This is a genomic window from Chitinophaga sp. (assembly GCF_036569125.1).
Classification (GTDB): domain Bacteria; phylum Bacteroidota; class Bacteroidia; order Chitinophagales; family Chitinophagaceae; genus Chitinophaga.
This window is the reverse complement of the sequence record NZ_DATCRF010000462.1, coordinates 1-7308: the sequence shown is the minus strand read 5'-3', so window position 1 is coordinate 7308 and position 7308 is coordinate 1. Positions and strand designations below refer to the sequence as shown.

The following is a 7308-nucleotide window of genomic DNA, read 5'->3' as shown; positions in this document are numbered from 1 at the left end:
GGCGCTTCCTGCGGCAGGTTATGGCCGGCCCCTTTGATAATGTGGTGCACATGTTTGCCGCTGAACTTTTTGGCAAAAGCCGAACCGTCGCCTGCAGGCACCACACCATCTGAATCACCATCCAAAGTAACTGAAGGAACGGTAATAACCGGCGCTGCGGCCAGCTGCTTTTCAAGCACATCATACTGCGCTTCGCCCGGCGCTACGCTCAGCCGCCAGCGGTAGTTATGAATAACAATGGCAACATAATCCGGGTTTTTAAAAGAGGCAGCAGAACGTTCATATGTTGCATCATCAAATTCCCATTTCGGAGAAACATTTTTCCAGATCAGCTTATTGAAGTCGTGCCAGTTGGCGGTATAACCCAGCAGCCCGCGTTCGGTGGCAAAGTAGTATTGATACCACCATCCCAATTCCGCTTTAGGCGGCAGCGGTTGTTTGTTGCGCTCCAGGTTGTTGATGAGATAACCATTTACAGACACCATTGCTTTACAGCGTTCGGGCCATAAGACTGCAATAATGTTGGCGGTGCGTGCGCCCCAGTCAAAACCGCCTATAATGGCTTTTTTAATATTGAGCGCATCCATGAGCGCAATAATATCCAGCGCTACGGCCACCTGCTGGCCATTCCGGAAGGTTTGAGCTGACAGGAATTGCGTGCTGCCATGCCCCCGCAAATGAGGCACAATAACCCGGTAACCTTTTGCTGCCAGTAATGCCGCTACTTCTGCGTAACTGTGAATGTCGTAAGGCCAGCCATGCAGCAGTATTACGGCCTGGCCGTTCGCAGGGCCTGTTTCGGCATAACCAACATTCAGCAGCCCGGCCTTCACCTGCTTAATTTCAGTAAAGGTGGTTTGAGGCTGGCTGGTGCTTTTATAATGGTCCCTGGCTTGACTTCCTGTGGAGGCCAGTGCATTTAAGGGGGCAAGCTTTGCTGCGGTGAAGGTTAAAGCGGCTATGCTTAAAAAGCGGCGGCGGTTAAAATTTTTTGCGGATGCCATATGCAGGTTAATTTTTAATTGTTTATCCTGAAACTGTTCTGTGTGCCTCAGGCGTAACAAAAGTAGCCCCTGGTTTGTGCGATGGGAACTGGTTTTATGGTGAGTTAGACAAAACAACCCTTCAACCGGGCATTCCTTTAGCCGGATCCGGAGGGCGCCTGGCGGGGAGATAGTGCTTTATTGCCCCGGCGCCTGCATGTATAAGGGGATTAGTATTGGGGCCAGCTATCTATAAAAAAAGCTGCCTTATTCAGACAGCTTTTTTATTCATTTTGTTGCAGGTTCCTAAGGCTCAAGATTGAGCATTTTAAATGTTTCCCTCAGGATCGTCTTCATATTCTCCGACACTTCACAGAGGGTACAGCCCAGGGCCTGTATTACAGTGGCAATGCCCTCCTGCTGCTCTACAAGATCCATCCGCAGCATAGCAGTACCGGTAAGGGCGGGCTTCCCCTGCAACCGGGCAAACATTTCGCAGGCCGCTTCCTTATCAGGACCAATAAAAAACCTGCCTGTTTCAATATAACCTTCCGGCACCCGCATATTCATGATGATCTCATAGCTGGCTGAAGTCATATGAATATGTTTTACGCTACCTGGATAGTGCGCGGCCCTTTTTGTTTTGCTTCTTCTTTCTTTGGAATAGTAAGGTGCAATAATCCGTTCTCGTAGCGGGCATTGATCTTGTCTTCATCCACCACATCTTTTGCCAGCTCAAAGCTGCGCTGGAAAGACTGGTAGCTGAATTCCCGCCTTGTATAGTTCTTTTCCTTCTTTTCCTCCCGCTGCTCTTTTGTGGAAGAAATAGTGAGCAGGTTACCATTCAGCGTAATGTTAAAGTCTTTTTTCTCCATACCGGGCGCAGCTACTTCCACTTCGAAAGCGTCTGCGGTTTCGTTAATATTCACGGCCGGTACGGTGGTGCTGGTAGATGAGAAGTTATTGTTTCCCCAGTTAAAAAGCTCGCGGCCAAAAAAGTCGTCGAACAGCGCAGGGAATGCAGGGAATGTGTTCCCGTTCCTTTTGATGAGTGACATAGTTAACCTCCTTTTAAATAAGTGAACAATAAATTGTTTTTAAATATTGGTTGGCCAACCTTTCAATTTTGTTCTTTGCAACCGGAATGCCAGGCGCTCAGGGGCTGATCTTTTTTCAGCAATCCTGTCATTTTTTCCCTGGATCCGAAATTTTTGTCAGTCAGGGCAGGTATAAGACTGCTGGTTTTACACAAAAAATGGCTACCATCCCAGCTGCCAGCGCCCTTCGGCAGTAAGCATCTCCGGATCCCAGGCAGGCTCCCATACAATTTTCACTTGTACCGTTCTTTCGGGGAACACAGGCGCCAATGAATTTTTAACGCCGGTTGTTATAGCTTCCCCAAGCGGGCAGTGAGGTGTGGAAAGCGTCATGGTAACCAGCAGTTCGCCGGCCTCTTCAAAGCGCAGGCCATACACCAACCCCAGGTCAACAATATTTACCATCAGCTCAGGGTCCATTACGCTGTACAAAGCAGATAAGGCCTGCAGCTTTTCATTATAGAACGGCTCATTCACTGATATTTCCATCTGCTGTTCTGGTTTTATGCATTAAAACTTTTGCTACGTTCAGGCAATAGCAGCATGCCACGCCTATAAAAGCAAGCAGGGCCACCCTTATGGTGGGCATGTTGCCCGTTAGGATCCCCGCTACCAGCAATAACAATGCAATGATATAAGCGCTGAACTGGTATTTCAATAACCCTTCAGCATAGAGATGTTTAGGCATGGGCACCTTTACCTTCCCGTTCAGTTTCCGGTAATGCTCATTCCATATAATAAATGGCAGTGTTTTAAAAGTTTTGCCCAGTATGATACCGCTGATCCATCCCAGGAACAGCAATGTTCCGTACAGGATGCTCCATTTGGGAGCTGCACTGTAATAAATAACCGGGATAAGCAGCAACGCGGCCAGCAGCCCGGTGAATGAAAACATTGTATGCTTCATTCCGGTATCCATCACTTTTTTCATGCGGTGGCGGTAGGCATCATATAAGTAAAGCAGCCAGCACCCTACCCCTGCTGCCAGCAGCAGTGTATATAAAAGCACTCTTGCTGTTATGCCTGCAAAAAAAGCATCTATCTCAAAAAATAACAGCCCTGCATTCTGCAACAGGAAAGCGCTTTGCAGCAGCTTTTCTTTTTTTGATTTACCCAGCAGGAACATGGGAACCATTTTGGCGCTTACCCCGGTTATCAGCTGCAGGAACCATCCTGCCAGCCCTGCGTGCGCATGCAGCTTTAAAATATTAAGATGATCGCCTGTTATGAATGGATAGCGAAGGTTAATGGCCAGCAGCAAACCTATGCCGGTGGTTATTACCAGCCAGAGCGCCGAGCTAAAGATAAAACCCTTTATGACCGTGTATTTTTTGCAGGCGCCGGCCGTTAATCCAAGATTCACCAGGTAACATAGCGCAGCGCTGAAAACCAATGCCCCTCCGGTTATCATCAGCCCGCCGGGAATAAAATACCAGAATGCTGCTACCAGCCAGCTAACACCCAGGAAAAGCAGTATGTACGAAATAAAGGCAAGGCGTATGCTGAACAGCTCATTTTCGCAGATAACCGGCAGCAGCTGGTAAGCAGCGCCAAATATCACCATGCTTCCCCAGCCTAACGCTGCCGTATGTACGATGGCCAGTAAATGAGGCGTGAAATAAAATCCCCGGAGGTCATCAGCAGAAAGAAAGAGCAGGAGCGCAAGCAGGAGAAAGAAAAAGGCGCCTGTTCCGTAAAAAGGAAGTACGGCTATGTTCTGCGGCGCCTTTTCTATACTGATATCAGACATTGACCGGAAGGTTTTTAAAGATCAGCAAACGGGTATCTGTTGCCGAATACGTAAGGATATGGATATGCCAGGCTTTGTCTGCCAACTCTTCCAGCAGGTATACCGGCACTCTTTTGTGGTATACATACAAAGCCTGTCCATCTGACTGTTGCTCCAGGTATTGCAGGATCCTTTCCATGGGGCCGGGCATTTCCAGCTGGCGAACATCAATTTCCGAGATCTGATCTCCTGAAAAATTACTGCAAACAGTGGCGAACGACTGTTCCGTTTCAACAAACACATTTCCCGCAGCGGCTGTTTGCAGGGTGTTTTCTTCTGCGGGTTTTAAAAACCAGGTATGGTACTCTGCCGCACTTACAGCTGCGGTGAAACACTGTGCCTTTTTCTTTTCCAGTAATTTTATAAGCGGATAAGGGATGAATGAATTAACAATGCGCAGTATGCTGCCGCCTTCCAGCTCACTGTACTGCTGCATGATTGCTTTCAGGGGATCGTTGCCGGCGGCAAGCAGGGGCCTTACATCAAAACTCCTTATGTTTTCTTCAGGAATGTGCGTTAGCCAGGCCGGTTTTTGCGCCGCTGCTTCATGCCCTGCATTGTCCGTAAATTCAAATGTAAAACCAAGAGGCGCCAGCACAGCTGCAAAATCCTGTAAAGTGCATCCGCCTATTTTTGCCGCTTCAGCAACGGTAACCCTTGCTGCCAGTAATTTTCGCAATAACGGATTTTTCAATTTTTCAAGCGGCCTGGCAAGGGAGGCGATGGCAGGAATGCTGTCTTTATTTGCCCTGATAATAGCGGCGATCTTCGAGTGCTGATTAATGGTGAACATGATCTTCAGGCTTTTGTTTTCAACGCAGCTGCCGGCCCTGTTCTTCTTCCAAGCCAATGGCTTTAGGGAACAGGATATTATTTTCCAGGTGGATATGCAGGAACAGATCACTTTCAAACTCCTTCATCTTTTCAAAGAGGTAAGCATAGGAATTACAGGCATCCGGCGGCAGGCTATAGTTATCGGAAAGGCTGCGGAAGAAACGCAGGTCATCACCAGCCGCCTCGTGCTCCTCTTTCATGCTGTCAATGGTGGCTGACAATGAAACCTGGCTTTTGCCACCAGCGGCCAGCTGTTTAATTACCGGAAAAACCGTCTCTTCTTCTTTCGCCAAATGGCTTAACAGGTCGTTTAAGAAAAAGCCGGTCCTTGCTGCCAGCTCAATTAATTCGGGATGTGCATTACCGTGATGCTGTGCTACTTTTTGCGCAAGAGCGCTAATGATCGCTGCATTATCTTTCACATACCGGTGATGTGTGTTAATGATATAGTCGGCCAGGAATCCCGGATCCCATTGACTAAAATCCTGCAAGCGGGATGCAGGTGCTTTATCGGCTTCCTGTAACGCATGCTTTAATGCCGCTTCGGAAATGCCCGCTTCCCCGCTGGCCTGCTTTAATGTTTTGCTGCCGCCGCAGCAGAAATCAATTCCCATTTTCCGGAACACTTCTGCCTTGCGGTAATCGGCAGCGGCAATGGCGCCTACCGTTTCCTCTTCTTTATCATCCGGGACCTTTTCAATTTTCACCTGCCAGCTTTCAGGGCCGTGTTCCAGGTATTCCCAGGTAAAAATGTTTCCCCTCTCCCCCAGCAGCTGGTAGTAGAGCGGTTTGGGATCATGATCATTATGAATAATAAAGCTCTCTCCCGGCTGTAATGCATCAAAGTAATTGAAAATAACAGGATGTTTCAGTCTTGGCTCAATCAGTGTAACATCCAGCGTTGATATGGCAGACATAATAAACTGGTTTATTTATTACAAAGATACAACCAAAAACTAATAAAAGACAAAATTGTCTTTTATTAGTTTGCTTTATTCTATGCAGGTATTGCGCTATTAATACCATAGCCCTGTTTTATTTCATTCAGGCGTATTTCTGCTGCATCCAGTCCAGGCAAAAAGCCATTATCCGTGATCACAGCTGCTTCGGCTAACCTGCGGTAGTAAGCAATGCCATTGGCCAGCTGTTCGCAAAAGCCGGTGTAGTATTTCTTTTTTTGCGTTAGCTGATCTGCTTTCTTATCTTCTGCCAGCTGCTCTTCCAGGTAAGCCAGGTACAGCCCCAGCTCTGCCAGGAACATATGCGGTCTTTCACGGCCTTCCAGCAAATTGGTTCTTCCGTAAATATGATCCGTCATGGTTTGCAGGGAAACCTCCCGGTTAAAATGAATGATGTTAGGTCCGGGGCAAATATTCACGGCAGGAAGCTTTTTGATAAAAACCGTATTGTATTTTATGGCGGCTGCATTGCTGAGGCCTACGCATAAACATTCTTTATCCAGCACCTGCTGCAGCTGATCCTGGTAGTCCCGCTCCGGCAGCGCCAGGGATTGCAGCTGCGCGATCTTCATTCTTTGATACTGGCGGGAGGCGGTGCAGATGGGCTGTTCTGTGAACTCTGTATTAAAGGACAAGTGCTTTTCCGTACAGGGGCTGCCGGGTTTACCATCGCGGATGCGCTGCAATCTTTCCTCCTGCCCCGTGCTTCCTTTCAGGTAGTAGAACCTTACGCCCATGGGCGAATGCCGGCTAAGCTCCAGGTCTTTTTGCTCCGCCTTGCACAGCTGCTGCAGCGTAACTGCATCTACAGTTGTAGCTTCCGGCACCAGCAAAAAGGGTGTGCCCCAACCGGTACTGTCCAGGTTATAATAGCTATGCAGCAGCGCATCCTCTGCAGCAGTACCTATTCCACCCTGTGCTGAAATAGTTAAGTGCGGTGGGTATTTGAATATTTTAAGGCCCTTACTTTTCAGCGCCTGGTTGTAGAGCTCAAACAGCGCATTCACCAGCTCTGTTTTGCGTACTTTGAACTCATCGAGAATGGGCCCCATCAGGTATCCTTCTGATGGAAAGGCATGCCCGCCGCAGTTCAGGCCGGACTCAATTCTGAATTCACTTACCCATATTCCTTTCTTGGCAAGATATTTTCCCTGGATCAGTGCAGAGCGGAAATCGCTCACCTTAACGGTTACTTTTTTCCTGAAATTCCCATCTTCATCTGCATTGAACTGCGGGCATTTTTCCAGGTAATTGTAAAGCCGGGGATTCATACCCGCAGAAAAAACAATGGATGAATTGGAAAGATCGCTGTTAACATATCCTCTTAATGCCGCTACAGCATCCGAGCCATCTTCAATAATCCGGCCATGGGGATCGTAATTATTCTTATCTGTTTTGGTCATGATGTTCACCTCAATGCTGCCGGGCCGCATTTGACTGCGCAGGGAAGATTCCAGCTTTGCCTTTTCCACCGCACATTCCGTATTTATCATTTGCAGGTATAACTGTTTCAGCCGGCTGCTCTCCGGCAGCATTTCAAAATACTTAACGAGATCTGAGCCGGCTTCAAATGCCATGCGCTTCAGCTGTAACATCTGTTCTTTAACCATGCGGTTCATCAGGTTCAGGTAATCCGTGATCCTCCT

The 7308-nt window shown here is 48.0% G+C and carries 8 protein-coding genes; all 8 read right to left on the bottom strand.

Features of this window, described 5'->3' with window-relative positions:
• Positions 1 to 1004, bottom strand: a 1004-nt coding sequence (locus VIM87_RS17365) for an alpha/beta hydrolase (RefSeq protein ID WP_331998224.1), incomplete at its 3' end; no start/stop codon positions are given.
• 285 nt (positions 1005 to 1289) lie between these two features.
• Positions 1290 to 1580 (bottom strand): hypothetical protein, encoded by a 291-nt coding sequence (locus tag VIM87_RS17360; protein WP_331998223.1) that lies wholly within the window; start codon positions 1578 to 1580, stop codon positions 1290 to 1292.
• A gap of 11 nt (positions 1581 to 1591) precedes the next feature.
• Entirely contained in the window at positions 1592 to 2041 is a 450-nt protein-coding gene (locus VIM87_RS17355; RefSeq protein WP_331998222.1) for an Hsp20/alpha crystallin family protein, read from the bottom strand.
• Positions 2042 to 2242: 201 nt separating this feature from the next.
• Positions 2243 to 2569, bottom strand: a complete 327-nt coding sequence (locus VIM87_RS17350; protein ID WP_331998221.1) for a metal-sulfur cluster assembly factor — start codon at positions 2567 to 2569, stop codon at positions 2243 to 2245.
• On the bottom strand, positions 2550 to 3830 hold the full coding sequence (locus VIM87_RS17345; RefSeq protein ID WP_331998220.1) for a hypothetical protein: 1281 nt from the start codon (positions 3828 to 3830) through the stop codon (positions 2550 to 2552). The genes VIM87_RS17350 and VIM87_RS17345 overlap by 20 nt, the downstream gene beginning before the upstream one ends.
• The gene (locus VIM87_RS17340) at positions 3823 to 4662 is read right to left on the bottom strand and encodes a DUF2249 domain-containing protein (RefSeq protein WP_331998219.1); all 840 of its coding nucleotides are present in this window, start codon (positions 4660 to 4662) and stop codon (positions 3823 to 3825) included. The genes VIM87_RS17345 and VIM87_RS17340 overlap by 8 nt, the downstream gene beginning before the upstream one ends.
• Before the next feature lie 19 nt (positions 4663 to 4681).
• Positions 4682 to 5620, bottom strand: coding sequence for an iron-sulfur cluster repair di-iron protein (gene ric / locus VIM87_RS17335; protein WP_331998218.1), 939 nt, complete (start codon positions 5618 to 5620; stop codon positions 4682 to 4684).
• 80 nt (positions 5621 to 5700) lie between these two features.
• On the bottom strand, positions 5701 to 7308 hold a 1608-nt coding region (locus VIM87_RS17330), incomplete at its 5' end, for a hypothetical protein (RefSeq protein WP_331998217.1).

Coding starts and splice junctions, on each gene's coding strand:
- VIM87_RS17355 (WP_331998222.1), bottom strand. CDS start 2,041: ATGTCACTCATCAAAAGGAACGGGAACACATTCCCTGCATTCCCTGCG.
- VIM87_RS17360 (WP_331998223.1), bottom strand. CDS start 1,580: ATGACTTCAGCCAGCTATGAGATCATCATGAATATGCGGGTGCCGGAA.
- ric (WP_331998218.1), bottom strand. CDS start 5,620: ATGTCTGCCATATCAACGCTGGATGTTACACTGATTGAGCCAAGACTG.
- VIM87_RS17340 (WP_331998219.1), bottom strand. CDS start 4,662: ATGTTCACCATTAATCAGCACTCGAAGATCGCCGCTATTATCAGGGCA.
- VIM87_RS17350 (WP_331998221.1), bottom strand. CDS start 2,569: ATGGAAATATCAGTGAATGAGCCGTTCTATAATGAAAAGCTGCAGGCC.
- VIM87_RS17345 (WP_331998220.1), bottom strand. CDS start 3,830: ATGTCTGATATCAGTATAGAAAAGGCGCCGCAGAACATAGCCGTACTT.